Genomic DNA, 25,797 nt, shown 5'->3' with positions numbered 1-25,797 from the left:
AAAACCCCGCGTTGCGGGGTTTTTTCATTAGCGACGAGCACGCACGATCTGGTATTTCCGCGTCAGATACTCCACCGGCGCGCTCCAGATATGCACCAGGCGGGAGAACGGGAACAGCACAAACAGCGTCATTCCCAGCACCAAATGCATGCGGTAAATAAAGGCAACACCATCAAGATGCGCAGAGGCTCCGCCATGGAAAGTGACCACAGCCTGCGCCCAGCCGACCAGTTTCATCATTTCGCTGCCATCCATATGCTGAGCAGAGAACGGAATAGTCAATAAGCCCAGCGCACACTGCACCATCAGCAGCGTCATGATCAGAATGTCCGCCGTGGTCGAGGTCGCACGGATGCGCGGATTGAACAGGCGGCGTTTCAGCAGCAGCAAACCACCCACCAGGCACATCACGCCGCAGGCCCCACCGCCGATCATCGCCATCTTCTGTTTCACTTCGATCGGCAGGAATGATTCATACATCCAGTGCGGCGTCAGCATCCCGAGGAAATGGCCGGCGAAGATGCCCAGAATACCCAGGTGGAACAGGTTCGAGGCGAGGTTCATCCCTTTGCGATCCAGCATCTGGCTGGAGCCTGCGCGCCAGCTGTATTGCCCATAGTCATAACGCAGCCAGCTACCAATCAGGAAAACCGCACCGGCCAGATAGGGATAGATGTCAAAGAAGAACATATTAAGGAAGTGCATTAGCGCTCTCCTCCTGTTGTGATATTCAGATATTGCGGTGCGACAGCGCCCGCAAATCGGCGCTGATGAGCAGTAATGTCAGAGTCGCCGCAGCCCTGTTCAGCAAAGAATTTCACCTGCTCCTCTTCCCACACGGCATCCAGCGCCTGCGGCGTATCGTCGCGCGCTTCAGCGGCAATTTTTTCCGCCACTTGCGCGTTATCCACTGCCGTTTTACTCAGTGAAAGCAGTGCCTCAAACAGCGTGGCGTAATGGCTTTCACGCTGCTGCAAGCGCGCCTGTAACAGCGCCAGGATCGGCGCGATATCCTGCAAACCGCCAATCGCTTCCGCCGGGGGAAGCTGCGCCAGATACTCCAGATAGAGCGGCAGATGATCCGGCAATTCGCGGCTGTCGAGCAGCAAACCGTGGCGCTCATACTGCGCCAGCAGATCGACCATCGCCTGCCCACGATCGCGGGATTCGCCGTGGACATGTTCAAACAGCAGCAACGAGGTTGCGCGACCGCGATCAAACAGCTCGCTGTAAGTGGACTGCGCGTCCAGCAGATCCTGCGCCGTCAAATCGCGTAAAAAGATCCCGACCTGCTGCGCATCGGCTTTCGCCAGATTTTCGCCGGAGGCCAGCGCATCAAACAGCTCCTGCTGATGCTGCCACAGGGCAGCATCCGGGTACTCCAGCAAACGGGAAATAACCACCAGTTCAATCATGGGTGCGGCTCCGTTTTGACTGTGACATCCACCGCATCAATGCGACGACTGTTGAACAGGTTGAATTTGCTGTCTGAACCGTGGCAACCATCGCCGAAACTAAAGCCACAACCACTTTTCTCCGGGAACGCTTCACGCGCCAGCTCACGATGGCTGGACGGCACAACGAAACGGTCTTCGTAGTTGGCGATCGCCAGATAACGATACATCTCCTGCGCCTGCTCTTTCGACAGCCCAACTTCTTCCAGCGCACGGGTATCTTCGATGCCTTCAACCGTTTCCGCACGTTTAAAGTGGCGCATCGCCAGCATGCGTTTCAGCGCCAGCAGCACCGGTTCGGTGTCTCCGGCCGTCAACAGGTTCGCCAGGTACTGCACCGGAATGCGCAGGCTCTCGACGTTCGGCAGAATGCCATTGCTGCCCAGTTCCCCCGCATCCGCTGCGGACTGGATCGGCGACAGAGGCGGTACGTACCACACCATCGGCAGCGTGCGATATTCCGGATGCAGCGGCAGCGCCAGTTTCCAGTCCATCGCCATTTTGTAGACCGGTGATTTCTGCGCCGCGTCAATCACGCTTTGCGGCACGCCATCGGCCAGCGCTTGCGCGATCACCGCCGGATCATGCGGATCGAGGAACACATCAAGCTGGCGCTGGTACAGGTCTTTTTCGCTTTCGGTGCTGGCGGCGTTTTCAATCGCATCCGCGTCATACAGCAGCACGCCAAGATAACGAATACGGCCAACGCAGGTTTCCGAACAAACGGTCGGCATACCCGCTTCAATACGCGGATAACAGAAAATGCACTTCTCGGATTTGCCGCTCTTCCAGTTGAAGTAGATTTTTTTGTATGGGCAACCGGTGACACACATACGCCAGCCGCGACATTTATCCTGATCGATCAGCACAATGCCGTCTTCTTCACGTTTGTAGATCGCGCCGCTCGGGCAGGTCGCAACGCATGCCGGGTTCAGACAGTGTTCACACAGACGCGGCAAATACATCATGAAGGTGTTTTCGAACTGGCCGTACATCGCTTTTTGCAGGTTGGCGAAGTTCTGGTCTTTGCTCAGCTTATCGAACTCACCGCCCAGATCGTCTTCCCAGTTCGGACCGGCAGTGATTTTGTTCATCCGCTGGCCGGTGATCAACGAGCGCGGACGCGCAATCGGCTGATGTTTGCTTTCCGGCGCGTTATGCAGACGCTGATAGTCAAAATCGAACGGTTCGTAGTAATCATCAATCTCCGGCAAATGCGGGTTGGCGAAGATCTTACCGAGCAGCAGCGCACGGTTGCCCATACGCGGTTGCAGTTTGCCGTTGATTTTGCGGATCCAGCCGCCCTTCCATTTTTCCTGGTTTTCCCAGTCGGTCGGGAAGCCGGTGCCCGGCTTGGTTTCAACGTTATTGAACCACGCGTATTCCACGCCTTCACGGCTGGTCCAGACGTTTTTACAGGTCACAGAACAGGTATGACAGCCGATGCATTTATCGAGATTCAGCACCATGCCGACTTGCGAACGAATTTTCATTTTGCGCTCTCCTGTACCTGGTCATTGCCTTCGCCATCCAACCAGTTGATATTTTTCATCTTACGCACCACCACAAACTCATCACGGTTGGAACCGACCGTTCCGTAATAGTTGAAACCATAAGCCAGCTGGGCATAGCCGCCGATCATATGCGTCGGTTTCGGCGTGATGCGGGTAACCGAGTTATGGATACCACCGCGCTGCCCGGTAATTTCTGACCCCGGCAGGTTCACGATACGTTCCTGCGCGTGGTACATCATCGTCATACCGGATGGCACACGCTGGCTCACCACCGCACGCGCTGTCAGCGCACCGTTGCTGTTGAACACTTCGATCCAGTCGTTATCCGCAATGCCCATCTCTTTGGCATCAACATCGCTGAGCCATACCACCGGGCCGCCGCGACCCAGCGTCAGCATCAGCAGGTTATCGCTGTAAGTGGAGTGAATGCCCCATTTCTGGTGCGGCGTCAGGAAGTTGAGCGCTTTTTCCTTATAACCATTAGGTTTCACGCCCATCACCTCTTTCACCGAACGGGTGTCAATCGGCGGACGGTAAACCAGCAGGCTTTCGCCGAAGTCGCGCATCCATTGATGATCCTGATATAACTGCTGGCGGCCGGAGAGCGTGCGCCATGGGATCAACTCATGTACGTTGGTATAACCGGCGTTGTAAGAGACATGCTCATCTTCGAGGCCGGACCAGGTCGGGCTGGAGATAATTTTGCGCGGCTGCGCCTGGATATCGCGGAAACGAATCTTTTCGTCTTCTTTATTCAGCGCCAGGTGCGTATGGTCGCGACCGGTAAATTCACTGAGCGCTGCCCACGCTTTCACCGCCACGTTGCCGTTGGTTTCCGGTGCCAGCGTCAGGATCATCTCTGCTGCATCAATCGCCGTATTCAACATCGGCTGGCCTTTCGCCGGGCCATCAGCTTTGGTGTAGTTGAGCTTACGCAGCAGATCCATTTCGCTCTGGGTGTTCCAGGCGATACCTTTGCCGCCGTTGCCAATTTTCTCCATCAATGGGCCAATCGACGTGAAGCGTTCGTAGGTTGCCGGATAATCACGTTCGACCGGAATGATATGCGGCGCGGTTTTACCCGGGATCAGATCGCATTCGCCTTTTTTCCAGTCCTGCACGCCCAGCGGCTGCGCCAGCTCTGCGGCAGAATCGTGCTGGATCGGCAGCGTCACCACGTCGGTCTCTTTACCCAGGTGGCCGACGCACAGCGCGGAGAAGGATTTGGCGATGCCTTTGTAAATCTCCCAGTCGCTTTTGGATTCCCATGCCGGATCGACAGCGGCAGAGAGCGGATGAATAAACGGGTGCATATCCGAGGTATTCATGTCGTCTTTTTCATACCAGGTTGCCGTTGGCAGCACGATATCGGAATAGAGGCAAGTGCTCGACAGGCGGAAATCCAGCGTCACCACCAGATCCAGTTTGCCGTCGAGGCCGTTATCACGCCATTCCACCTCTTCTGGCTTCACGCCGCCCTGCTTGCCAAGATCTTTGCCCTGAATACCGTGTTCGGTGCCCAGCAAATACTTGAGCATGAACTCATGACCTTTACCGGAAGAACCGAGCAGGTTGGAGCGCCAGATAAACAGGTTTCGCGGATGGTTTTTACCGTTTTCCGGCTGTTCCGCCGCAAAGCGCAAAGAACCTTCTTTCAGGGATTTCACCGTGTAATCCACGGCGCTCATCCCGGCTTTTTCCGCTTCGGCGGCGATGCGCAGCGGGTTGGTGCCTAACTGCGGCGCTGACGGCAGCCAGCCCATGCGTTCAGCACGCACGTTAAAGTCGATCAGGTGGCCGGTATAGCGGGATTTATCCGCCAGCGGCGACAGGAATTCCTGTGCCGTTACCGTCTCATAACGCCACTGGCTGGAGTGATTATAGAAATAAGAGGTGCTGTTCATATGGCGCGCCGGACGCTGCCAGTCGAGAGCAAACGCCAACGGCTGCCAGCCGGTTTGCGGACGCAATTTTTCCTGGCCAACATAGTGGGCCCAGCCGCCACCGCTCTGCCCCACACAGCCACAGAAGATCAGCATGTTGATAATGCCGCGATAGTTCATATCGAGGTGATACCAGTGGTTCATCCCGGCACCGATAATCACCATCGAACGGCCATGGGTTTTGTCGGCGTTATCGGCGAACTCGCGGGCAATGCGGATAATCTGCGCCTGCGACACACCGGTGATTTTCTCTGCCCACGCCGGCGTATAGGCTTTAATTTCGTCGTAACGGGTCGCGCAGTTTTCATCATCCAGACCGCGATCCAGGCCGTAGTTGGCGAGCGTCAGATCGTAGACCGTCGCCACCAGCGCCGTAGAACCGTCTGCCAGTTGAATGCGTTTTACCGGCAGTTTGTGCAGCAGGATATTTTCCAGCGAAACGCCGCTAACATGTTCGCTGCTTTCGCCACCGAAATACGGGAAACCAACCTGCGCCACATCGTCGTGTTTACCGAGCAGGCTCAGATTCAACTCTACGTCAGCGCCATTGCCGCCATCGCGTTGTTCAAGGTTCCATTTCCCTTTCTCACCCCAGCGGAAACCGATAGAGCCGTTCGGCGCGACCAGGTTGCCATCGTTATCAAGAGCGATGGTCTTCCATTCCGGGTTATTTTGCTGGCCCAGCGCATCCACCAGATCGGCAGCGCGCAACATGCGACCGGCGGCGTAATAACCGTCGCGCTCCTCCAGCATCACCAGCATCGGCATGTCGGTATAGCGACGCACATAATCGGTGAAATACTGGCTCGGTTTGTCCAGATGGAATTCGCGCAGCATGACATGGCCCATTGCCAGCGCCATCGCAGCATCGGTGCCCTGTTTTGGCGCCAGCCACAAATCGCACAGCTTGGCGATTTCAGCGTAATCCGGCGTCACAGCAACGGTTTTGGTGCCTTTGTAACGCACTTCGGTAAAGAAGTGCGCATCCGGAGTACGGGTTTGCGGCACGTTAGAACCCCAGGCGATGATGTAGCTGGAGTTGTACCAGTCAGCAGATTCCGGTACGTCAGTCTGTTCGCCCCAGGTTTGCGGCGAGGCGGGCGGTAAATCGCAGTACCAGTCATAGAAGCTCAGGCAGGTGCCGCCGAGCAATGAAAGGTAACGCGCGCCAGAAGCATAAGAGACCATCGACATCGCCGGGATCGGCGAAAAACCTGCCACGCGGTCCGGGCCGTAGGTTTTGACGGTATAAACGTTGGATGCCGCAATCAGCTCGTTTACTTCCTGCCAGGAAGAACGCACGAAACCACCGCGGCCGCGCGCCTGCTTAAAGCTTTTCGCTTTATCGGCATCTTCAATGATGGAAGCCCAGGCATTCACCGGATCGGCATGCTGCGCTTTCGCTTCGCGCCACAGTTTGATCAGGCGTTTACGCATCAGCGGATATTTCAGACGGTTAGCGCTGTAGAGATACCAGGAGTAACTCGCGCCGCGCGGGCAGCCACGCGGTTCATGGTTAGGCATATCCGGGCGGGTACGCGGGTAGTCTGTCTGTTGGGTTTCCCAGGTGACCAGCCCGTTTTTAACAAAGATCTGCCAGCTACAGGAACCAGTACAGTTCACGCCGTGGGTAGAGCGAACGATTTTGTCGTGCTGCCAGCGGCTACGGTATCCATCCTCCCAGTCCCGGTTGGTGTTTAAGAGCTGGCCGTGCCCGTCGGCAAAGGTTTCGCCTTTCTGTTTGAAGTAGCGAAACCGGTCCAGGAATTTACTCATCGGGGTTCTCCTGTTGGAGCCTGTATGGCTCTCTTGCTAAATCGACATTGCTGCATTTGCCGCGACGGTAACCCTCACAAAGACAAAGAGAATTGATGGCGATCAAGCCCTCAGGGCTTCACACGGGCAGCAAAAAAGAGAGTTACCTCCAAAGGGTTAGTCGTTTCTGTTTTTTAATCGACTGATAAATAAGAATTTTTATGAAAGAAGTGCAGAATCGTCTCTACTTTTCCAGAATGCCAGGTATTAAGGGGTAGATGTTCTGCCTGGCCCCTGGCGCACGAGAGCTTCCGCAGCAGGATGAAAACAAACTGAATAGTATGTTGTAACTACAATCTGAATAAAAAAAGCGCGGCTTTCACCGCGCAAGATAATCAACAAGTTTTTATTTTATTGTTTTTTACGCCCGTATATCGCCCAGGTGATCACAACACAGGCAATATAGAACACGAGAAAGACTTTCATTGCGCCAGCCGGAGAGCCGGTTAATGCCAGGGAAGTCCCGAACGCTTTCGGAATGAAAAAGCCGCCAATCGCGCCAATTGCCGAGATAAACCCAAGCGCCGCCGCCGTTTCTGTTGCCGCTTCGCGCATGGCTTCACTCTCACTACCACCGCGTTTTTGTACGCGTTCCATGGTCATTTTGCGGAAAATAACCGAAATCATCTGGAAAGTAGAACCACTGCCGAGACCTGCCGTCAGGAACAGCACCAGGAAGACGCAGAAGAAGGCAATAAAGCTGCCGCCAGTACCCTCAGTGGGTAAGGTCAGGAACAGCGCCGCGCTGAAAATGGCCATCACCACAAAGTTCACCAGCGTGACTCGCGTGCCGCCGAGGCGATCGGAGATCGCGCCGCCAGCCGAACGCGCCAGCGCGCCGATCAGTGGGCCGAAGAAGGCAAAATGCAGGATCTGTACATCCGGAAACTGCGTTTTCGACAGCATGGCGAAACCGGCTGAAAAGCCGATAAACGAACCGAAGGTTGCCAGATAGAGGAAACTCATGATCCACAAGTGGCTGCGTTTCAGTACCGGCAATTGCGCGCGCAGTGAGGCCTTAGAGGTCGCCAGTTCGTTCATGCCGAACCACGCCGCCAGCGTAAAGAAGGCCAGCAGCGGAACCCAGACCCAGGCCGCGTTCTCCAGATACAGCATTGAGCCGTCCGGCTGCGCCACGCCCGTACCACCAAAAGCGGCAAAAATGGAAAAAGAGACGGCCAGCGGCGCAATCAATTGCATCACGCTGACGCCCAGATTGCCCAGCCCGCCGTTGATCCCCAGCGCACCGCCCTGCTTCTGTTTCGGGAAGAAGAAACTGATGTTCGCCATGCTCGAAGCAAAGTTTGCGCCGGCGAAACCGCACAGCAGCGAGATAATAATAAACGAACTAAAAGGCGTGGTCGGATCCTGCACGGCAAAACCGAGCCATACGCAAGGAATAATCAGAATCCCGGTGCTGAAGGCCGTCCATCGACGTCCGCCAAACACCGGTACCATAAAAGAGTACGGAACACGAAGTAGCGCGCCGGAAACTGAAGGCAGCGCCGTCAGCATAAAGAGCTGGTCGGTGGTAAACTTGAAGCCCACTTTTGGCAGGTTAACGGCGACGGCGCTGAACAGCATCCAGACGCAAAACGCCAGAAGCAGGCAAGGAACGGAAATCCACAAGTTACGGCTTGCAATCGCATGTCCCTGCTGTTGCCAGAAAGCCGGATCTTCAGGACGCCATTCGGTAATAACCCGTGATGACGAACTTTTTCCCGGGATGGATGAGTGCTGCATATACACCTCTGCTGATCGGTTTGATGCCTGCCACCATAGTTTTTGCAGCGCCAGGTAAGTTGATATAAATCAAAGGAAAAGCAGCACTTTCTACGCCCGAAAAATCACCATGCTCATTAGTGAGTAGTCATAACATACAAAAAAGGTGTGGTTTTTCACGGCTATCGCCGCTACCGCGCAGATTGTTCCCACGTTGGTCGACACGCTGGCAATAAAGAGGTAATCCTTTAGAGGTATGGGTATACCCCAGGCGATAGCTGACAATACCGCCATCCGCAGCGTATGCGGTCAAGGAGCTTTCATCACTTATGCTAAAACGCCTCTTTTCTCCTATTTCGCTGGTTAACCAACTGGCGCTGCTGATGTTGCTGTCCACGGTTATCGGCGTGGCAGGCATGGCGATCTCCGGCTGGCTGGTACAGGGCGTTCAGGGCAGTGCACACGCTATCAATAAAGCCGGTTCTCTGCGCATGCAGAGCTATCGCCTGCTGTCAGCGATTCCGCTGCACGAAGACAAGCAATATCTGTTTGATGAAATGGAACATACCGCCTTTAGCCCGGAGCTGGCGCTGGCCGCGCAGCGTGATGGCCAGCAGGCGCAGCTTGCTGAGTTACAAAACTACTGGCACAGCATTGTGATCCCTGCTATCCGCCAGGCGCAACGCTCCAGTGAAGCCGCAGACACCATCGCCATCTTCGTTGGCAGGATTGATAAACTGGTGACGTCGTTCGATCGCAGCACAGAACAACGGATTGAACAGGTCGTCATCATGCAACATCTGATGGCGCTGTTGATGGCTCTGCTGCTGCTGTTTGCCGTCGTCTGGCTGCGCTCAAAACTGTTGCGCCCATGGCACCAACTGCTGCAAATGGCGCGCGCCGTCAGCCAGCGTGATTTTACCCAGCGCGCCTCGATTAGCGGACGCAACGAAATGGCGACACTTGGCGAGGCGTTGAATAACATGTCCGCAGAGCTGGCGGAGAGTTACGCCGTGCTCGAACAGCGCGTCAAAGAGAAGACCGCCGGGCTTGAGCAGAAAAACCAGATCCTGTCGTTTTTGTGGCAGGCTAACCATCGCCTGCACTCGCGCATTCCGCTATGCGAACGCCTTTCGCCGGTACTTAATGGCTTGCAGGATTTAACCCTGCTGCACGATATCGAACTGCGCGTCTACGACATGGAAGATGAGAATAATCATCAGGAGTTTACTTGCCAGTCGGATGCCAGTTGTGATGATAAAGGCTGCCATTTGTGCCCGCGCGGTGCCCCAACGCCGCATCCGGGTTCCGGAACAACATTAAAATGGCGGCTGGCGGATACCCATATGCAGTACGGTTTGCTGCTGGCGCAATTGCCGCCAGGCCGGCATTTAAGCCATGACCAGCAGCAACTGGTTGATACGCTGGTGGAACAAATAACCGCGACGCTGGCGCTCGACAGGCATCAGGACAAACAGCAGCAGTTGCTGGTTATGGAAGAGCGGGCAACCATCGCCCGTGAACTGCATGATTCGATTGCGCAATCCCTCTCCTGCATGAAGATGCAGGTCAGTTGCCTGCAAATGCAGGGCGATGCGTTGCCGCAGAACAGCCAGCAGTTGCTGGGCCAGATCCGTAACGAGCTGAATACGTCCTGGGCGCAGTTACGCGAATTGTTGACCACCTTCCGCTTACAATTAACCGAACCGGGGCTGCGCCCGGCGCTGGAAGCCAGTTGCCAGGAATACAGCGATCATTTCGGTTTCCAGGTGCGGCTCGACTATCAGCTTACGCCCCGCCTGGTGCCGCCGCATCAGGCGATCCATCTGTTGCAAATTGCCCGCGAAGCGCTGAGCAATGCCCTGAAACACTCCGGCGCAACCGCGGTCAGCGTTGCTGTAGAACAGCAAGAAAACCGGGTGATACTGCGCGTTACCGATAATGGGCGCGGTATTCAGGTCAATGCTGAAAGGACAAATCATTATGGATTGATCATTATGCGTGACCGCGCGCAAAGCCTGCGCGGCGATTGCCAGGTCCGCCCCGTTGCTTCCGGCGGGACCGAGGTTATCGTTACGTTCATCCCTGAGACGTTTCTCTCACCCATGCAAGGAGATACCCATGAGTAACCCGCAACCGGCCACTATTTTGCTGATCGACGACCATCCGATGCTGCGAACCGGTGTGAAGCAGTTGATCGGCATGGCGCCCGACATCACCGTGGTCGGCGAGGCCAGCAACGGTGAGCAAGGGATTGAACTGGCGGATGCGCTCGATCCAGACCTGATACTGCTGGATCTCAATATGCCTGGCATGAACGGCCTGGAAACACTCGACAAACTGCGCGAGAAATCGCTTTCCGGTCGGGTGGTGGTCTTCAGCGTTTCCAACCACGAAGAAGATGTCGTGACCGCGCTGAAACGCGGCGCGGATGGCTATCTGTTGAAAGATATGGAGCCGGAAGATTTACTGAAAGCGTTGCAGCAAGCAGCAGCGGGAGAGATGGTGCTCAGCGAAGCGCTCACCCCGGTGCTGGCGGCAAGCTTGCGCGCCAATCGCGCGACCAGCGATCGCGACATCAGCCAGCTCACCCCACGCGAACGCGATATTCTCAAGCTGATTGCGCAGGGGTTGCCGAATAAAATGATCGCCCGCCGTCTCGATATCACCGAGAGCACGGTCAAAGTCCACGTTAAACATATGCTGAAGAAAATGAAGCTGAAATCCCGCGTTGAAGCTGCGGTGTGGGTTCATCAGGAACGCATTTTTTGACCGTTACGGGGCTGGCAGCGACCAGCCCGCGTTATCGTCATCGTCCGTCATCGGCGGCACCACCGGTTCGGTCAGTTTCAGCTCGATGGTATTCGACGCCACGCGCTGCCCTTTTTCATCTTCCACCAGCGCGGTGAGCGTCCAGCGATTACTCGCTCCTTCAGCGCTATCCCAGCGCGGCATAATCAACGTCCAGCCATCGGCACTGCGGCCATTCGCTGGCGGCGTCAGGCTAAGCGCCTGGGTATCGCCCTGCCAGCTAATCGAACGCACGCCGTGCGTACTGTTGATTTGCAGCTTCAGCGCCACGGTTTCGCCTGGCTGTAAATCCCACGGCGGTGTCGCGAGAAACACCGACAACGTTTTGCGCTGACGAAATTCATATACCGGCGTACTGTTGCGCGTTGGGCTGTCGTAACGGCTGCCGCGCAGCGAACGGCTGGCGGCCACTTCGCTGGCTGAAAGTTGCTTCCACAACGGGACGCCAAAGCGGTAATTGAGCTTCAGACCTAAGTCATTCTGGCTAACGCCGCTTTCGCCCTGACGATGTTCGGCGGTCAGCGTCACCAGTGGAACCGGGGTATAGTTGAGGCCCACTTTCACCGCTACCGGATTGTGATAACCGGTGCCGGTATCAAACAGATCCACATTATCACCGAAGTACTGTTCAACGCTGAGGCTGGTATTGAGCTGCTGCCAGAACGGCAATCGCGCCTGCGCCGTCACGTCGTAACCCCGCGCCATCCGCTGTTGCTGCGTGGCGGTTTGATAATTCCAGTTGCTTACCGGCTGGTAGTAGTTGGCGGAGAAACGCAGATACTCCCCCCATGCCTCAGCGCCTAACCCGGCGCGGCTATAATTGTCATCCAGCAGCGTGTCGTAAAAAGTGTTATAGCCGAGCAACCAATCGCCTGCTATCCAGCGTTGGCCCAGCCCGACATTGCCCACCAGCCCCTGGTCCTGTTGCGTCACCCCGAGCTGCCCCCAACTGAGGTAGCGGTTATTGTCCTGCAGAGGCACAAACCAGTCGCCGTGGCTGCCAGTGAAACTCCCTTCGTTATCGACCTTAAAATCGACATTGGCGCTGCCCCAGGGCGACAGCCAGGATTCCACTTTCTGGTTCACTTCATCGCTTACCACATCGCGCAATTGCCCGAATGCAAACTGGCGCGCCTGCTCTCCTGCAGTCAGCCCGTTATCGGTCATGCTGGCTTCACCAAAGGCTTTGACCATTTCCGCAACGTGTTTTTCCTGCGTGCCATTTTCTGGCGCCATGCCGAGATCCGGCAAACCATCGCCGTCATTATCGAAGGGGTTTTCCGCTTGCTGAACGAAGCTATTTTGTGCGGCATCGACAACTTCGCCCGCCAGCAGCAATATCAGGAGAGATGGAACCTTATAATTCATAACACCGTACAGCAATTTGCTGATGATAATCCGCCCAGTTTTATCGACATGAACCGATAAGTTTAACGGTTTTGCCCCTGCTTTGCAGGGAGCAGCAAAATACCAGGAAAATCCTTACCCACCCGCTGCGTTGCAACTACAGTTAATGCACCACAGCTAAAAGAGAATCGCCATGAATTGTAAACTGCGTGGAGCGCTCTGTAGCGCGCTGCTGTTGTTCGGTGGACAGGCATACGCAAATGAACTGTTTAACCTGCAATCCCCGGCTTTCGCCGACAATGCATTGATGGAGAAAAAATTCGCCGGCAACGCCAGCAATAATCCCAACTGTACCGGTGAGAATCAGTCGCCCGCGCTGGTGTGGAGTAACCCGCCAGCCAGTACAAAAAGTTTTGCCCTGCTGGTTCACGATCCGGAAGGCGCGAACGGATTGGGGGTGACGCATCTGGTGGCTTACAATATTTCGCCCTCAACGACCGGTTTTGCCCTAAACGATCTGCGCGACGGCAAACATTATACCGGCGGGAAAAACAGCCCCGGTAATCTGCGCTGGCATGGCCCCTGCCCACCGCCTGGCAGCGGCGCGCACCATTACACGTTCACGCTGATTGCCACCTCACTGCCACCAACCTTGCCGGAAGGGCTAACCCGCGAGGCGCTGTTAGATAAACTTAAAGGGCACGCACTGGCCGCCAGCGGATTGATCGGCCGCTTCGGACAATAATTTGTGGTAATCCACTGATTCTGCGCCGCCGTCCTTTCACCGGGAACGGCGGCGCAGTAGCATAAGCCCCGTCTGCACAATGTTATCGAAGGAGTGAAAATGCAAAAGATCGTCATTGTCGCCACTGGCGCGGCTTATGGTAGCGAATCGCTGTTCAGTAGTTTGCGGCTGGCAATCGCCCTCTGCGAAGAAGAGAGCGCGAAGCAGCTGAAAGTGTTTTTAATGTCCGACGCGGTTACCGCCGGTCTGCGCGGGCAAAACCCGGCGGAAGGTTATAACCTGCAGCAGATGCTGGAGATTTTGACCGCCCAGGGCGTGGTGGTGAAATTATGCAAAACCTGCACCGATGGACGCGGTATCACCGCCCTGCCGCTGGCAGATGGCGTGGAAATCGGCACGCTGGTTGAACTGGCGCACTGGACGCTGGCTGCGGATAAAGTATTAACTTTTTAATTCCGCCGCGAGTTCAATACTATTTTCTTATGAATGACGTTCCGTCATCAAGTTTGCCTGTTGTGTTGCCGATAGCCACTTAAGACAACACAGCAGGTAAGATAATTATGTTTAGATCGATTAAATCCCGTATTATTGCGGCCACGGCGGGATGTCTCGCTATCGCTTTACTTCTTAACACCGTTATTAACTATCAAGTCACTCGCCAACATAATCAACAAACTCAGCAGGATATCCTCTCCAGCACCAGCGTAAGCCACAGTATTGCCATTGCCGACTGGGTCGCCAGTAAAATGGAGATCATCAGCTCGCTGCAAAGCGTCGCCTTAACTGACGATCCGGTGCCCATTTTCACGCAGATGGCGCACGCCGGCGGCTTCACCAATGTGTATATCGGTTATGCCAGCAAAACGGCGAAATTCTCCGATCCGACCGGCGTTCCTGCCGATTATGATCCGACGATCCGTCCGTGGTATCAGCAGGTACTGAAAGCGGATGCGCCGGTGGTAACCGCTCCGTATGTCGATGCGGGTAGCGGGAAACTGGTGGTCACGTTCGCCGTACCGGTGAAAGAGAACGGTACGCTGAAAGGCGTGGTCGCCGGTGATGTTTCGATGGACAGCGTGGTCGCTAACGTACGCGGCATCAATCCATCGCCTAACAGCAGCGGTTTGCTGCTGGATAGCGACGGGACGGTGATTGCCGCGAACAACGATAAACTGACGCTTAAACCCTTCGCAGAAGCGCTCAGCGGGGTAAGTTTCGCCGAGTTACGCGCCGGGAAAACCGTCGAAGGCCAGTACGCTGGCGTCCAGAAGATACTGCAAGCGACTCCGGTCAAAGGCACCCACTGGCTGCTGACCGTGGCGCTGGATAGCGCAGATTCCACGTCCGGTTTGCAGGCACAGCTCAAAGCGTCCGCCCTGTCGCTGGTCGTGCTGGTACTGGTTGCCGGTGGAGTCATGCACTGGATCGTGTCGGCCATGCTTAAACGACTGCTGACAATTCGCGATGCGATGAATGCCATCAGTAGCGGCACCGACGATCTTTCCCAGCGTTTACCGGTAGATGGCCATGATGAAGTGACGCAAATCGCTCATGCCTTTAACGCCTTCAGCGATAAATTGTCGGTGGTGATGGTTAAACTGCGTGATTCCAGCCAATCCGTACAGCAAGCGGCGCAGGAAATTGCCGCGGGTAACCAGGATCTCTCAGGAAGGACTGAACAGGCGGCTTCCAGCCTGCGCGAAACGGCCAGCGCCGTTGAGCAGATCACCGCGTCGGTCGCCCAGTCCACCGATGCTGCCGCTCAGGCTAATCAGCAGGCACATGCAGCATCTGCAGCGGCATCCCGCGGCGGTCAGGTAGTGACGCAGGCGATCACCACCATGCAATCCATTGAAACCGCTTCGGCGAAAATCGGCGACATCACCAGCGTGATTGACGGTATCGCCTTCCAGACGAATATTCTGGCGCTGAATGCCTCCGTCGAAGCGGCGCGTGCGGGCGAACAGGGACGCGGGTTTGCCGTGGTCGCCGGTGAAGTACGCAACCTGGCCAGCCGCAGCGCGCAGGCGGCGAAAGAGATCAAAACGCTGATTGATTCCACCACCGAAAGTGTCGCCACCGGTTCACGCTTTGTGCGGCTGGCGGGCGACAGCATGACCGACATTGTTTCCAGCATCGACAGTGTGTCGGTGATCATGCGCGAGATCACCGTCGCCACCAGCGAGCAGATGAAGGGCATTCAGGAAATCAATCATGCGGTTAGCGATCTTGACAGGATGGTGCAGCAAAACGCCGAGCTGGTGATCCAGTCCGCTGCCGCCGCAGGCGCGTTGCGCTCACAGGCCGGGGAGCTTGCTGAAACCGCCGGGCATTTCCGCATTTAATCTTCTTTCGGCGCATTTCACCCACGGTTTTATGCGCCGACCTCCCCCCTCGCCAGATAATGTAATTTTTGTTTAATCGCCACGTCATTATTTGATCAAAATCAGCATTCGTTATCCTTCACTTTGGTGTTATTGGCTGAGTGAATTGTGAACAGAATCACGCGCGAGAAGTTTTCGTGGCGGAAAGCGTTGTTATAAAACTACGGGGTTGGAAAATGGCGGTGGTAAAAGCAAGTTTGAAATTATTTGGCGGGGATACAATTGTCGTTCGTTGTTCAGCAAATTGTCATATTCATTTGATGAGCGAGAAGAGCAGCGCGGCTAATGAGCAGACCGATATTTTAAGCGTCCAGAACCGCGCAAGCGCCTATCTGGCGGTGCCTTACAGTGGGATCTGGAACGTGCTGATCGATAGCCACAGCCAGTCGCTGGAGCACTCAATCAGCTACGTTGCAGCATAATCGCTCAACAGACAAAACCAGGTTGCAGGTCCGGGCCTGGTTTTTCTCCCTCCAGCAAGCCACGCACTCTCCCCACCAATTCATTCAGGCAGTCATCGTGCATGCCGAGCTTAATCAGTTCCTGTTCAAGTGCAAAAAGGTATTGCGCATTGGTGCCAAGCGGGCCGCTGGCGGAGGCAATCAACGGGGCAATAGTTTGCGCGCGGGTATCGAATTCGTAGAGCGGATGGCGTGGATCCATAATAAACACCAGCGCGTTAATAACACGGCCGTCGTCCAGCGCCAGCTTGCACCAGCTCGGCATATAGCAGCCGGTGATCATTTCACGCTTCCACAGCAGCGACAGCTCTTCCGTAAGCGTTTCCTCCGGCAGACGGTAAGCGACACCGGTCGTGCGGCCGCCCTCTTTCAGCGCCAGCATGCGGCCAGGCTGACAAGCCGTTCCGCGGCCCGCGGTTAAGCGCAGGCAAAAGGCGCGATGCCAGCCAACCAGCGTTCCGGTGCAGGACTCTTCAAATTCCAGCGCCGGGTTCCACATCAGCGAACCGTAGCCGAAAATCCACACCGGGCCCTCATCCGGACGACAAGCGAGCGTCGCTGCCAGCGATGCGGCCCGCTGTTCCGCCGACCATAACAGCGACTCCTCAATGTCGCCAAACGCCGTTTTACAATCGGCTGTTCGCAAGAAATCACGCGTTAACATCTTTTACCTCCGCCACTGCCTGCGTCCCTGCGACTGCTCTACTGCTGTCTTCCCGACAAATGCTGCTTTAAGCGCAGCTTACTACGCACCATATGCAATTCGCGGGCCGCTTGCAATAGCACCAACACATTGAATATGGCTATAAATGGCGAAGTGTAATTATTTCATTGTGTTATTTCTTTTTGTGCCAGCGATCGTCATCGCCTTTTTCATAATCTTGTTTAACGGCTGACCAGGCAACGCGATGCGCAGTCTCTTCGCGGCTGGCGTCATCGCGCCGATCGGCTTTGTCCTTGTACTGCTCCCAGGCGCTATTAAACGCCTCTTTATAAATTTCCTGCGCATGAGCAGGCAGTACATGCTGGACGCTGTCAGGAAGATCGGATTTCTCTTTATAGGGCATGTTTTGGCTCCTTTTGGGCTAAATGAATAAGCCTGGTTGATAATCCGCGCAACCGCCACCGCACCATGATTTATTGCAAATAAAAAATCACATTACATTGTTAAATAAAGCTATTTTTTATGAGATAGCCTTTTTCTAAGCATTAGAATAAAAATTATAAATAGACAGTAAAACTAAGTAAAAACCCGCCTGAAACTGGCGATTTTTTGCTATTTTAGGCCGCTGATAATTTTATCTATAATCCACATACACCTGCACCATGACGGAGCATCATAATGACAACAACGCACGAAGCGGTTAAAACCCGCCACAAGGAGACATCCCTCATTTTCCCGGTGCTGGCGCTGGCCGTGCTGCTTTTCTGGGGAAGTTCGCAGTCATTGCCAGCGGTGATTGGCATCAATATCCTGGCGCTGGTCGGCATTCTTGCCAGCGCCTTTAGCGTGGTTCGCCATGCTGACGTACTCGCCCACCGCCTCGGCGAGCCCTATGGTTCGCTGATTCTGAGTCTCTCGGTGGTGATCCTCGAAGTGAGCCTGATTTCCGCGCTGATGGCAACAGGCGATGCGGCGCCAACGCTGATGCGCGACACGCTTTACTCTATCATCATGATTGTCACCGGCGGGCTGGTGGGGTTCTCGCTGCTGCTCGGCGGGCGTAAATTCGCCACCCAGTATATGAATCTGTTTGGCATCAAACAGTATCTTATCGCCCTGTTCCCGCTGGCGATTATTGTGCTGGTGTTCCCGATGGCGCTGCCGGAGGCCAATTTCACGATTGCTCAGTCGCTGCTGGTGGCATTAATCTCGGCGGCGATGTACGGCGTGTTTTTGCTGATTCAGACCAAAACGCATCAGAGTCTGTTTGTTTACGAGCATGAAGATGAGAGCGACGACGACGATCCGCATCACGGCAAACCGTCTGCACACGGGAATTTGTGGCATACCGTATGGCTGATCGTGCATCTGATTGCGGTGATTGCGGTGACCAAAATGAACGCGAAGCCGCTGGAGGCGCTGCTGACAGAGATGAATGCGCCCGTCGCGTTTACCGGTTTCCTGGTCGCGCTGCTGATCCTGTCGCCGGAAGGTCTTGGGGCGCTGAAAGCGGTGCTGAATAATCAGGTTCAGCGCGCCATGAATCTGTTTTTTGGTTCGGTGCTGGCGACCATTTCCCTGACGGTGCCGGTCGTTACGCTGATTGCGTGGATCACCGGTAATCACCTGGTGTTTGGCCTTGGCGCGCCGGAGATGATTGTGATGGTCTCCTCGCTGCTGCTGTGCCAGCTCTCCTTCTCGACCGGTCGAACGAATGTGCTGAACGGCGCGGCGCATATGGCGCTGTTTGCGGCTTACCTGATGACGATATTTGCCTGACGCCCTTTTACCTGGCCGATAAAAAACCCCGCATTTGCGGGGTTTTGTTTTTTTACTCGGTGTCGAGTTCGTCGAAGCTTTTCACCAGATCGTCAATCGCTTTGATCTGCTTGAGGAACGGTTCGAGTTTGTCCAGCGGCAGCGCGGACGGGCCATCGCATTTTGCGTTGTCCGGATCCGGATGCGCTTCAATAAACAGGCCCGCCAGACCTGTAGCCATCCCTGCGCGAGCCAGTTCAGTGACCTGCGCGCGGCGACCGCCGGAAGCCGCGCCAAACGGGTCGCGGCATTGCAGTGCGTGGGTGACGTCAAAAATCACCGGCGAGTTATTGGAGACTTTCTTCATCACGCCGAAACCGAGCATATCCACAACCAGGTTGTCATAACCAAAGTTAGCGCCGCGGTCGCAGAGGATCACTTTGTCATTGCCGCCTTCATGGAATTTATCCACGATATTGCCCATCTGGCCTGGGCTTACGAACTGCGGTTTTTTCACGTTGATGACCGCGCCGGTTTTCGCCATCGCTTCCACCAGATCGGTCTGGCGGGCGAGGAACGCCGGAAGCTGAATCACGTCAACCACATCGGCTACCGGCTGCGCCTGGGAAGCTTCATGCACGTCGGTGATCACTTTTACGCCAAAGGTCTGTTTCAGTTCCTGGAAAATTTTCATTCCCTCTTCCAGACCCGGCCCGCGATAGGACTTGATGGAAGAACGGTTGGCTTTATCAAAAGAGGCTTTGAACACATACGGAATACCCAGTTTCTGGGTCACAGTCACGTAGTGTTCGCAAATGCGCATCGCCAGATCGCGGGATTCCAGCACGTTCATACCACCAAACAGCACAAACGGCAGGTCGTTCGCAACGTTAATGTCGCCAATGCTGACCACTTTTTGTTTCATAAAATCGCCTTATCAAGTGTGAATCGGAACTTACTTTTAATGCAGGGTAACCTGTTTGTGCGAAATCGTGTTGATTTGCGCGCGGATCATCTCGCTTATCGGATCCTCCGGACACTGCTCGACGAAGTAACTCAGGTCGTGCAGCGCCACATGATCGCAATCAAGCTGGGCGTAAATCAGCCCACGGTCACGGATTTCGTACGGATCTTCCGGATTAAACTGTAACAGTGCTTCACTGGCGCGTAAGGCCAGTTCCATCTGCTGCTCTTCCATCAGCGCTGACTTTAAGGTATCCAGCAGTTTGCGGATCACTTCAGCGTTGTCAGCTTCATCCAGATCTTCGTTAAACAGCTCGGCGACCGGGCTGATATTGCCCTTCAGCCACACTTCGAGCGTATGTTCATCCAGTGTGTCGCCATTAAACGGGTTAATGAGCCACATTTCGCCATCCAGCCACTCGGCGCGCAGGATTAGCTGCGTCGGGAAAATGACCGGCGTCAGCGGAATGTCGAGACGCCCGGCGACCCACAATAAGATCGCCCCCAGCGAAACGGCGCTTCCCTGACGATTTTCCAGTACTTTATCCAGCCACAGTGCATCAGACAGGCGGTAAACCCCACGCGTGTCTTTAAAACCCCATTCGCCGTAAAACAACTCAATGAGCTTTTCCAGCTGCCAGTCCTGAGGCTTCGCCTGACTTATTTCCTCTCGCGCCAGGCTCAGCAGCCGCTCCAGCTCTTCATGCACGTACAGCGAAGGAAAATCATCGCGAATCAGCTCTGAAACAAGGATCATCCCGTCGCATAATGGCGCGTTGTTAAATTCGAAATCAGCTAACGACCTCATTTCTTACCCCAGTATCGGTACTTTTGTGGCGGCGAGTTTAATGATGATGTACAGCACCACCAGCCCCAGCATAAAGGCGATAAAACCCGTTTGCTGGCTGCGCGGACGATGTCGTCCCAGCGCGATAAAACCCAAAACGATGTAGATGATAACGCCAAACAGCTTTTCAGTCAGCCATGCGCCTTTAACAGTAAAAGGTAAATAGCCCGTTACCCACATCAATCCGCCGCCGCTTAGCAGCAACAGGCTGTCGACCACATGCGGTACAACCCGCACCCAGCGGGCCTGCGCACGTGGGTTATTCTCCCAGCGCCACCAGTAACGTAAAACGAACAGGCTAATGGTCAACGCAACGCAGGTCAAATGCAATGTAATCAGTATGTTAAAGGCGTGCACCGCGCATTACTCCTGTAAAGGCTGCTTTCCCAGCGTCAGCCGCTCATTACCGCCATAATCCCGGCAGGTTTCCACTTCCTGCCAGCCATATTGTGAAAATAGCGAACGCACCGCCGCGCCCTGCTGCCAGCCATGTTCCAGCAGCAGCCAGCCGCCCGGCAGCAAAAAGCGCCGCGCATCGCAAATGATGGTCTGTAAATCGGCGAGACCATGATCGGCCGCCACCAGCGCGCTCAGCGGTTCAAAACGGACATCGCCCTGCGCGAGATGCGGATCCTGCTCGTCAATATAGGGAGGATTGCTGACAATCATGGCGAACTGCTGCCCTGCAAGCGCACTGAACCAGCGACTTTGCAGGATCTCGACGTTGGTGATCGCCAGGTGTTCCGCATTGCGTTGCGCCAGCGCCACCGCCTCAGCAACCACATCGACGGCAGTAACGTGGCAATCCGGCCGTTCGCTGGCCAGCGCCAGCGCGATCGCCCCGGTCCCGGTGCCCAGATCGAGAATGCGACACGGCGAAGCGGGAAGGCGGTTTAACGCCTGCTCGACCAGGCACTCCGTGTCCGGGCGCGGGATCAGCGTCGCCGGAGAAACAAACAGCGGCAGCGACCAGAACTCACGCTCACCAACCAGGTGCGCCACCGGTTCACCAAGCGCACGGCGCGCCAGCAGCGCATCCAGTTGCTGCTGCTGTTCCGCCGTAAGCCGCGTTTCACCAAAAGCAAGAATGAAGGTGCGCGTTTTGCCGGTCACAAACCCCAGCAGAATTTCAGCATCGCGGCGCGGGCTTTCGCTCGTCTGCAACTGGCTTATCGCCGCACGCAACCACTGTTGATAGTCCATTAGTCCTGCTCGGAAAGCGCCGCCAGTTGATCGGCCTGATATTCCTGCACAATCGGCTCAATCAGCATATCGAGCTTGCCTTCCATCACCTCATCAAGACGATAAAGTGTCACGTTGATGCGGTGATCGGTAACGCGCCCCTGCGGAAAATTGTATGTGCGGTTGCGATCGCTGCGATCGCCGCTGCCCAGCAGATTGCGGCGGGTTGATGCTTCCGCCTGCTGGCGTTTCGCCATCTCCGCTGCGTGGATACGCGCGCCCAGCACTGACATCGCTTTGGCTTTGTTTTTATGCTGCGAACGTTCGTCCTGGCATTCGACCACAATCCCCGTCGGCAGGTGGGTAATACGGATTGCCGAGTCGGTGGTGTTAACGTGCTGGCCGCCCGCGCCGGAGGAGCGGAAAGTATCAATGCGCAGATCCGCCGGGTTGATATCCGGCAGCTCAGCTTCAGGCAGCTCCGGCATGACAGCAACGGTACAGGCAGAAGTATGAATACGCCCCTGCGATTCGGTCGCCGGGACGCGCTGCACACGATGGCCGCCCGATTCAAACTTCAGACGCCCGTAGACGCCTTCGCCGCTGATTTTGGCGATCACTTCTTTATAGCCGCCATGTTCACCGTCATTGGCGCTCATGATCTCCACGCGCCAGCGGCGGGCTTCCGCGTAGCGGCTGTACATGCGGAACAGATCGCCGGCAAATAATGCCGCTTCGTCACCGCCCGTACCCGCGCGAACCTCAACGAAAGCATTGCGTTCGTCATCCGGATCTTTTGGCAAGAGTAAAACCTGTAACTGCTGCTCCAGCTGTTCGCTTTTTTCTTTCGCATCGCGCAACTCTTCCTGCGCCATTTCGCGCATTTCCGGGTCGTCGAGCATCATCTGTGCCGTTTCAATATCTTCCTGAACCTGTTGCCAGTCAGTAAAACAGCGCGACACATCGCTTAGCTGCGCATATTCCCGCGACAGCGCGCGGAAACGATCCTGGTCGGCAATAGTTTGCGCATCACCCAGCAGCGCCTGAACTTCTTCATGGCGTTCATGCAGGGCTTCCAGTTTGGCAACGATAGAAGGCTTCATAGGCGTAAATGCACCTTTTAATAATCAGAGAGTGGTGTTGTGCTAATCCAGCCCGAGGCTGTTGCGCAAAGTATGCAGGCGCTCATCATCCCCGTCACGGGCGGCCTGCTGAAGAGATTTGGTTGGAGCGTGGATCAGGCGATTAGTCAGCTTCCACGCGAGGTCCTGCATGATAACCTGCGGATCGCCGCCCTGCTCCAGCGCAGCCAGCGCTTTGGCGGTCAGCTCATCGCGCACGGCTTCGGAATGGCTACGGTATTCACGAATTGTCTCGCTGGCGCTTTGCGCGCGCAGCCATGACATAAATTCGCTGGTTTCCTGGGCGACGATGGTTTCCGCCTGCACCGCAGCGGCTTTACGCTGCGCCAGGTTGTGCTGAATAATGCTTTGCAGATCGTCGACGCTGTAGAGATAAGCGTTGGCCACTTTCCCCACTTCCGGTTCAACGTCGCGCGGTACGGCGATGTCCACCAGCAGCATCGGTTGATTGCGGCGCGCTTTCATCGCGCGTTCCACCATCCCTTTACCGATGATCGGCAGCGGGCTGGCGGTAGAACTGATGACAATATCAGCGTCTTTCAGGCGCTCGTCGATTTCGCTCAGGGAGATAACGTCAGCCCCGACTTCCCCCGCCAGCACCTGCGCGCGCTCACGCGTACGGTTCGCAATGATCATCTTCTGCACTTTGTGTTCGCGCAGGTGACGGGCAACCAGTTCAATGGTTTCGCCTGCGCCAACCAGTAAGACGGTGACTGTCGAGAGGGATTCGAAAATCTGCCGCGCCAGCGTACAGGCGGCAAAGGCGACTGACACGGCACTGGCGCCAATATCGGTTTCCGTACGCACCCGTTTAGCCACGGAGAAGGATTTCTGGAACATGCGTTCCAGATCGCTGGCATTGCCGTGCCCGCGCTGCGAATCGGCATAGGCTTTTTTCACCTGGCCGAGAATTTGCGGCTCGCCAAGCACCAGCGAATCGAGCCCGCTTGCCACGCGCATTAAATGGCTGACGGCGTCATTATCCTGATGCCAGTAAAGACTCTGGCGCACTTCCTCTTCGCTCAGGTGATGGTAATCACACAACCAGCGAACCAGCGCTTCACGCAGGTTTTCCCGCTCTTCGACGCTCAAATAAAGCTCGGTGCGGTTACAGGTTGAAAGCACCACCCCACCCTGCACCATCGGCTGCGAGAGCAGGCTTTCCAGCGCCTGGTCAAGCGTATCCGGCGAAAATGCAATGCGTTCTCGCAGCGAAACGGGTGCCGTTTTGTGGTTGATGCCAAGAGCTAAAAGGGTCATGGGCGCGGGAATAGTACCAACGTTGATAAGGTTAGACTGCACGCATCATACAGGATGCGCACGGTCAATAAAAGAGAGACTCTCCTTTCGGAGTAATTGGTATTTTAATGATTTAAGACAACTTGAACGTAGACGCTGTTACAGTGCGGCGCTAGCATTAAGCCTAATCACCGCAACCTCTCTCAAGGATTTGTCATCGTTATGACTCTGTCGGACTTCCGCTTTATTCGCCTGCTGCCGCTGGCCAGCCTCGTTTTGACCGCCTGTACGCTCAACGCGCCCAAAGGGCCGGGGCAAAGCCCGGATTCGCCGCAGTGGCGTCAGCATCAGCAGCAGGTGCGCGCATTAAGCCAGTACCAGACGCGCGGTGCCTTCGCTTACCTGTCCGATCAGCAAAAAGTCTACGCCCGCTTCTTCTGGCAGCAGACCGGTGAAGATCGTTACCGTTTGTTGCTGACCAATCCGCTGGGCAGCACTGAACTGGAGCTGAACGCGCAGCCGGGCAATGTGCAACTGGTTGATAATAAAGGCCAGCGCTATACCGCTGACGATGCTGAAGAGATGATCGGCAAGCTGACCGGCATGCCTATCCCGCTCAATAGCCTGCGCCAGTGGATCCTCGGTCTGCCGGGCAATGCCACCGATTACAAACTTGACGATCAGTATCGCCTGAGCGAGCTGAACTACAGCCAGGGCGGTAAAAGCTGGAAAGTTGTTTATGGCGGATATGACAGCAAAACCCAGCCAGCAATGCCTGCGAATATGGAGCTGAGCGACGGTAGTCAACGTATCAAGCTGAAGATGGATAACTGGATTGTAAAATGACGACCTGGCCCGCTCCGGCGAAACTTAACCTTTTTTTATACATTACCGGCCAGCGAGCTGATGGCTACCACACCTTGCAGACGCTTTTTCAATTTCTCGATTATGGCGATACGCTGACCATCGAACCGCGCAGCGACGGTGAAATTCGTCTGTTAACCCCGATTGCCGGGTTGCCTGATGAAGAGAACCTGATCGTTCGCGCGGCACGTTTGCTGATCAAACGCGCCCGTGAGACTGGGCGTTACCCTGAAGGCAGCGGCGCCGATATTGCGATTGATAAACGTCTGCCAATGGGTGGCGGCCTGGGCGGCGGTTCATCAAATGCCGCGACGGTACTGGTTGCGTTGAATCATTTATGGCGCTGTCAGTTAAGCGTTGATGAACTGGCGACGCTTGGCCTGCAACTGGGCGCGGATGTACCGGTATTTGTGCGCGGGCATGCAGCTTTTGCCGAAGGGATTGGTGAAATCCTGACGCCGGTTAATCCCCCGGAGAAATGGTATCTGGTGGCGCATCCGGGCGTCAGCATTCCCACGCCGATGATTTTCAAAGATCCCGAGTTGCCAAGAGCGACACCGAAACGGTCAATCGAAACGTTGCTAAATTGTGAATTCGGCAACGATTGCGAGGTTATCGCAAGAAAACGTTTTCGCGAGGTTGATGCCGCGCTTTCCTGGCTGTTAGAATACGCGCCGTCGCGCCTGACTGGCACAGGAGCCTGTGTCTTTTCCGAATTTGACACCGAATCCGCCGCTCGTCAGGTGCTTGAGCAAGCCCCGGAATGGCTGCACGGTTTTGTCGCGCGAGGCGTCAACCTCTCGCCGCTAGCACAAACCATCGCCGGGCAAGCTGAGCTCCGGTGACAACGTCACATGTTCCAGACGTTGCATCGCGCTCTTTAATACACCGCATGGATAGAATTTCGCCCTGACCGCACATTCTGGCGTATTCTATCCACCA

General features: G+C 55.5%; 23 protein-coding genes. 9 read left to right on the top strand and 14 right to left on the bottom strand.

All coding sequences use genetic code 11. From position 1 onward, the window contains the following. Positions 1–27: 27 nt before the first annotated feature. From narI to AWR26_RS11755, 5 genes are all read right to left on the bottom strand, one after another. A complete protein-coding gene (gene narI / locus AWR26_RS11775) occupies positions 28–705 on the bottom strand; it encodes a respiratory nitrate reductase subunit gamma (RefSeq protein WP_064566020.1) in 678 nt (225 codons plus the stop codon). Beyond that, entirely contained in the window at positions 705–1,415 is a 711-nt protein-coding gene (gene narJ / locus AWR26_RS11770; protein WP_007371879.1) for a nitrate reductase molybdenum cofactor assembly chaperone, read from the bottom strand. Before narJ ends, narI begins: the two co-directional genes overlap by 1 nt. Further along, on the bottom strand, positions 1,412–2,947 hold the full coding sequence (narH, locus tag AWR26_RS11765) for a nitrate reductase subunit beta (RefSeq protein ID WP_007371878.1): 1,536 nt from the start codon (positions 2,945–2,947) through the stop codon (positions 1,412–1,414). Before narH ends, narJ begins: the two co-directional genes overlap by 4 nt. Further along, positions 2,944–6,687, bottom strand: coding sequence for a nitrate reductase subunit alpha (locus tag AWR26_RS11760; protein WP_064566019.1), 3,744 nt, complete (start codon positions 6,685–6,687; stop codon positions 2,944–2,946). The genes narH and AWR26_RS11760 overlap by 4 nt, the downstream gene beginning before the upstream one ends. Before the next feature lie 390 nt (positions 6,688–7,077). Next, positions 7,078–8,469 (bottom strand): NarK family nitrate/nitrite MFS transporter, encoded by a 1,392-nt coding sequence (locus AWR26_RS11755; RefSeq protein WP_064566018.1) that lies wholly within the window; start codon positions 8,467–8,469, stop codon positions 7,078–7,080. A gap of 308 nt (positions 8,470–8,777) precedes the next feature. Here AWR26_RS11755 and narX point away from each other — a divergent pair, with 308 nt between their 5' ends. Continuing rightward, positions 8,778–10,577, top strand: a complete 1,800-nt coding sequence (gene narX / locus AWR26_RS11750) for a nitrate/nitrite two-component system sensor histidine kinase NarX (RefSeq protein ID WP_064566016.1) — start codon at positions 8,778–8,780, stop codon at positions 10,575–10,577. Then, complete coding sequence (gene narL, locus AWR26_RS11745; protein WP_035889835.1) at positions 10,570–11,220, top strand: two-component system response regulator NarL; 651 nt, start codon at positions 10,570–10,572, stop codon at positions 11,218–11,220. The genes narX and narL overlap by 8 nt, the downstream gene beginning before the upstream one ends. Before the next feature lie 3 nt (positions 11,221–11,223). On the opposite strand, the gene AWR26_RS11740 is transcribed toward narL, so the two are convergent. Continuing rightward, the gene (locus AWR26_RS11740) at positions 11,224–12,627 is read right to left on the bottom strand and encodes a YchO/YchP family invasin (RefSeq protein WP_064566014.1); all 1,404 of its coding nucleotides are present in this window, start codon (positions 12,625–12,627) and stop codon (positions 11,224–11,226) included. 172 nt (positions 12,628–12,799) lie between these two features. Here AWR26_RS11740 and AWR26_RS11735 point away from each other — a divergent pair, with 172 nt between their 5' ends. The 4 genes from AWR26_RS11735 to AWR26_RS11720 all read left to right on the top strand — a co-directional run bounded on the left by AWR26_RS11735 (position 12,800) and on the right by AWR26_RS11720 (position 16,157). Then, complete coding sequence (locus tag AWR26_RS11735) at positions 12,800–13,351, top strand: YbhB/YbcL family Raf kinase inhibitor-like protein (protein ID WP_064566012.1); 552 nt, start codon at positions 12,800–12,802, stop codon at positions 13,349–13,351. A 99-nt stretch (positions 13,352–13,450) separates the two neighbouring features. Beyond that, on the top strand, positions 13,451–13,804 hold the full coding sequence (locus tag AWR26_RS11730) for a DsrE/DsrF/TusD sulfur relay family protein (protein WP_043953451.1): 354 nt from the start codon (positions 13,451–13,453) through the stop codon (positions 13,802–13,804). Between the two features lie 107 nt (positions 13,805–13,911). Further along, complete coding sequence (locus AWR26_RS11725) at positions 13,912–15,696, top strand: methyl-accepting chemotaxis protein (protein ID WP_064566010.1); 1,785 nt, start codon at positions 13,912–13,914, stop codon at positions 15,694–15,696. A 215-nt stretch (positions 15,697–15,911) separates the two neighbouring features. After that, positions 15,912–16,157, top strand: coding sequence for a DUF1883 domain-containing protein (locus AWR26_RS11720; protein WP_043953449.1), 246 nt, complete (start codon positions 15,912–15,914; stop codon positions 16,155–16,157). Positions 16,158–16,161: 4 nt separating this feature from the next. Here the strand turns inward: AWR26_RS11720 and AWR26_RS11715 are convergent, their stop codons facing one another. Continuing rightward, positions 16,162–16,860, bottom strand: a complete 699-nt coding sequence (locus AWR26_RS11715; RefSeq protein ID WP_064566008.1) for a gamma-glutamylcyclotransferase — start codon at positions 16,858–16,860, stop codon at positions 16,162–16,164. Between the two features lie 172 nt (positions 16,861–17,032). Further along, a complete protein-coding gene (gene chaB / locus AWR26_RS11710; RefSeq protein WP_043953447.1) occupies positions 17,033–17,263 on the bottom strand; it encodes a putative cation transport regulator ChaB in 231 nt (76 codons plus the stop codon). A 275-nt stretch (positions 17,264–17,538) separates the two neighbouring features. On the opposite strand from chaB, the gene chaA reads away from it, so the two are divergent. After that, complete coding sequence (gene chaA, locus AWR26_RS11705; protein ID WP_064566006.1) at positions 17,539–18,639, top strand: sodium-potassium/proton antiporter ChaA; 1,101 nt, start codon at positions 17,539–17,541, stop codon at positions 18,637–18,639. Between the two features lie 52 nt (positions 18,640–18,691). Here the strand turns inward: chaA and kdsA are convergent, their stop codons facing one another. From kdsA to hemA, 6 genes are read right to left on the bottom strand one after another with little or no spacing between them, the layout of a single operon-like run. Continuing rightward, a complete protein-coding gene (gene kdsA, locus AWR26_RS11700; RefSeq protein WP_016495811.1) occupies positions 18,692–19,543 on the bottom strand; it encodes a 3-deoxy-8-phosphooctulonate synthase in 852 nt (283 codons plus the stop codon). Positions 19,544–19,579: 36 nt separating this feature from the next. Further along, complete coding sequence (sirB1, locus tag AWR26_RS11695; protein ID WP_064566004.1) at positions 19,580–20,389, bottom strand: invasion regulator SirB1; 810 nt, start codon at positions 20,387–20,389, stop codon at positions 19,580–19,582. A 3-nt stretch (positions 20,390–20,392) separates the two neighbouring features. Then, positions 20,393–20,785: an invasion regulator SirB2 gene (sirB2, locus tag AWR26_RS11690; RefSeq protein ID WP_043953444.1), complete on the bottom strand. Its 393-nt coding sequence runs from the start codon at positions 20,783–20,785 to the stop codon at positions 20,393–20,395. Between the two features lie 6 nt (positions 20,786–20,791). Continuing rightward, positions 20,792–21,631 carry a peptide chain release factor N(5)-glutamine methyltransferase gene (prmC, locus tag AWR26_RS11685; protein WP_064566002.1) on the bottom strand — a complete coding sequence of 280 codons (840 nt, stop codon included), beginning with the start codon at positions 21,629–21,631 and terminating at the stop codon, positions 20,792–20,794. Beyond that, positions 21,631–22,713 carry a peptide chain release factor 1 gene (gene prfA, locus AWR26_RS11680; protein ID WP_064566000.1) on the bottom strand — a complete coding sequence of 361 codons (1,083 nt, stop codon included), beginning with the start codon at positions 22,711–22,713 and terminating at the stop codon, positions 21,631–21,633. The genes prmC and prfA overlap by 1 nt, the downstream gene beginning before the upstream one ends. 42 nt (positions 22,714–22,755) lie before the next feature. Further along, positions 22,756–24,012 carry a glutamyl-tRNA reductase gene (gene hemA / locus AWR26_RS11675; RefSeq protein WP_064565998.1) on the bottom strand — a complete coding sequence of 419 codons (1,257 nt, stop codon included), beginning with the start codon at positions 24,010–24,012 and terminating at the stop codon, positions 22,756–22,758. 201 nt (positions 24,013–24,213) lie between these two features. Between hemA and lolB the strand changes: the two genes are divergently transcribed. After that, the gene (gene lolB, locus AWR26_RS11670; protein ID WP_007371857.1) at positions 24,214–24,837 is read left to right on the top strand and encodes a lipoprotein insertase outer membrane protein LolB; all 624 of its coding nucleotides are present in this window, start codon (positions 24,214–24,216) and stop codon (positions 24,835–24,837) included. Beyond that, the gene (gene ispE, locus AWR26_RS11665) at positions 24,834–25,700 is read left to right on the top strand and encodes a 4-(cytidine 5'-diphospho)-2-C-methyl-D-erythritol kinase (RefSeq protein ID WP_064565996.1); all 867 of its coding nucleotides are present in this window, start codon (positions 24,834–24,836) and stop codon (positions 25,698–25,700) included. Before lolB ends, ispE begins: the two co-directional genes overlap by 4 nt. The last annotated feature ends 97 nt before the right edge of the window (positions 25,701–25,797 follow it).

It is taken from the genome of Kosakonia oryzae, from assembly GCF_001658025.2.
Classification (GTDB): domain Bacteria; phylum Pseudomonadota; class Gammaproteobacteria; order Enterobacterales; family Enterobacteriaceae; genus Kosakonia; species Kosakonia oryzae.
This window is presented reverse-complemented; position numbering and strand designations above follow the sequence as displayed.

Bases quoted from the DNA above. Each gene is read 5' to 3' on its own strand.
- narI (WP_064566020.1), bottom strand. From the start codon at position 705: ATGCACTTCCTTAATATGTTCTTCTTTGACATCTATCCCTATCTGGCC.
- narJ (WP_007371879.1), bottom strand. From the start codon at position 1,415: ATGATTGAACTGGTGGTTATTTCCCGTTTGCTGGAGTACCCGGATGCT.
- narH (WP_007371878.1), bottom strand. From the start codon at position 2,947: ATGAAAATTCGTTCGCAAGTCGGCATGGTGCTGAATCTCGATAAATGC.
- AWR26_RS11760 (WP_064566019.1), bottom strand. From the start codon at position 6,687: ATGAGTAAATTCCTGGACCGGTTTCGCTACTTCAAACAGAAAGGCGAA.
- AWR26_RS11755 (WP_064566018.1), bottom strand. From the start codon at position 8,469: ATGCAGCACTCATCCATCCCGGGAAAAAGTTCGTCATCACGGGTTATT.
- narX (WP_064566016.1), top strand. From the start codon at position 8,778: ATGCTAAAACGCCTCTTTTCTCCTATTTCGCTGGTTAACCAACTGGCG.
- narL (WP_035889835.1), top strand. From the start codon at position 10,570: ATGAGTAACCCGCAACCGGCCACTATTTTGCTGATCGACGACCATCCG.
- AWR26_RS11740 (WP_064566014.1), bottom strand. From the start codon at position 12,627: ATGAATTATAAGGTTCCATCTCTCCTGATATTGCTGCTGGCGGGCGAA.
- AWR26_RS11735 (WP_064566012.1), top strand. From the start codon at position 12,800: ATGAATTGTAAACTGCGTGGAGCGCTCTGTAGCGCGCTGCTGTTGTTC.
- AWR26_RS11730 (WP_043953451.1), top strand. From the start codon at position 13,451: ATGCAAAAGATCGTCATTGTCGCCACTGGCGCGGCTTATGGTAGCGAA.
- AWR26_RS11725 (WP_064566010.1), top strand. From the start codon at position 13,912: ATGTTTAGATCGATTAAATCCCGTATTATTGCGGCCACGGCGGGATGT.
- AWR26_RS11720 (WP_043953449.1), top strand. From the start codon at position 15,912: ATGGCGGTGGTAAAAGCAAGTTTGAAATTATTTGGCGGGGATACAATT.
- AWR26_RS11715 (WP_064566008.1), bottom strand. From the start codon at position 16,860: ATGTTAACGCGTGATTTCTTGCGAACAGCCGATTGTAAAACGGCGTTT.
- chaB (WP_043953447.1), bottom strand. From the start codon at position 17,263: ATGCCCTATAAAGAGAAATCCGATCTTCCTGACAGCGTCCAGCATGTA.
- chaA (WP_064566006.1), top strand. From the start codon at position 17,539: ATGACAACAACGCACGAAGCGGTTAAAACCCGCCACAAGGAGACATCC.
- kdsA (WP_016495811.1), bottom strand. From the start codon at position 19,543: ATGAAACAAAAAGTGGTCAGCATTGGCGACATTAACGTTGCGAACGAC.
- sirB1 (WP_064566004.1), bottom strand. From the start codon at position 20,389: ATGAGGTCGTTAGCTGATTTCGAATTTAACAACGCGCCATTATGCGAC.
- prmC (WP_064566002.1), bottom strand. From the start codon at position 21,631: ATGGACTATCAACAGTGGTTGCGTGCGGCGATAAGCCAGTTGCAGACG.
- prfA (WP_064566000.1), bottom strand. From the start codon at position 22,713: ATGAAGCCTTCTATCGTTGCCAAACTGGAAGCCCTGCATGAACGCCAT.
- hemA (WP_064565998.1), bottom strand. From the start codon at position 24,012: ATGACCCTTTTAGCTCTTGGCATCAACCACAAAACGGCACCCGTTTCG.
- lolB (WP_007371857.1), top strand. From the start codon at position 24,214: ATGACTCTGTCGGACTTCCGCTTTATTCGCCTGCTGCCGCTGGCCAGC.
- ispE (WP_064565996.1), top strand. From the start codon at position 24,834: ATGACGACCTGGCCCGCTCCGGCGAAACTTAACCTTTTTTTATACATT.